Source organism: Brumimicrobium mesophilum (assembly GCF_003025005.1).
Taxonomy (GTDB): domain Bacteria; phylum Bacteroidota; class Bacteroidia; order Flavobacteriales_D; family Crocinitomicaceae; genus Brumimicrobium; species Brumimicrobium mesophilum.
The window spans coordinates 1-680 of sequence record NZ_PVSS01000066.1; the positions used below are offsets into that span (position 1 = coordinate 1).

Here is a 680-nt window from a genome sequence, read left to right on the forward strand (position 1 = left end):
TCAATATTCCATAAAGTTGCTGTTCCATTTTCAGTCCAAGCTAAGTCAGCTGAAGTTGGAGTTAAGTTAGAAACCATTAGAGCAGAAACATCTAGACATGAAGGTGTCTCAACAATTAAAATATCATCAACATATAATTGATTTTGATCTTCAATAGAGTAAGAATTGAATCCAATGTAGTAGACTCCACTTGTTGGAGCAGTAAAAGTATGCATAGCATCTACTGGCGTGGACATTTGAATAGCGGGATAATCAGCCAATTGATTGGTCATAGCCACTTCATTTGCAGCTGTTCCGAATGCAACTTTCATACTTTCTGTAAAAGAAGTAGAATTGTTTCCGTATTTATATGAAATGTCATAACTTACACCTGCTACCATTTGAATACCCTGTGTATAATACCAAGAATTTGCATTTCCAGGATTAGACGCACTATGGTAAGCATAATTTAGAACTTTACCAGTGAAACCAGTAATAGACGAATTTGTTTTCCAATCATTTCCAATACCTGTATTCTCTAGACTTCCACAATTTGGGATATTGGGAGTAGTAACGGCTTCAAAATCCTGTGAGAAAGGAATGGTAGTCGAATTACATAGGGTTGAAAAACTAAAAGGACCAGCCCAAGCACTTTCGTCACCTCCACCACAATCAGATTGAACGTAAAATTCATAATCTGT

Annotated in this window: 1 protein-coding gene; it reads right to left on the reverse strand. The window is 36.3% G+C overall.

Annotated features, from left to right (window positions below):
* Positions 1-680 (reverse strand): hypothetical protein (locus C6368_RS17065; protein WP_159038677.1); only part of this gene is annotated, 680 nt, incomplete at both ends.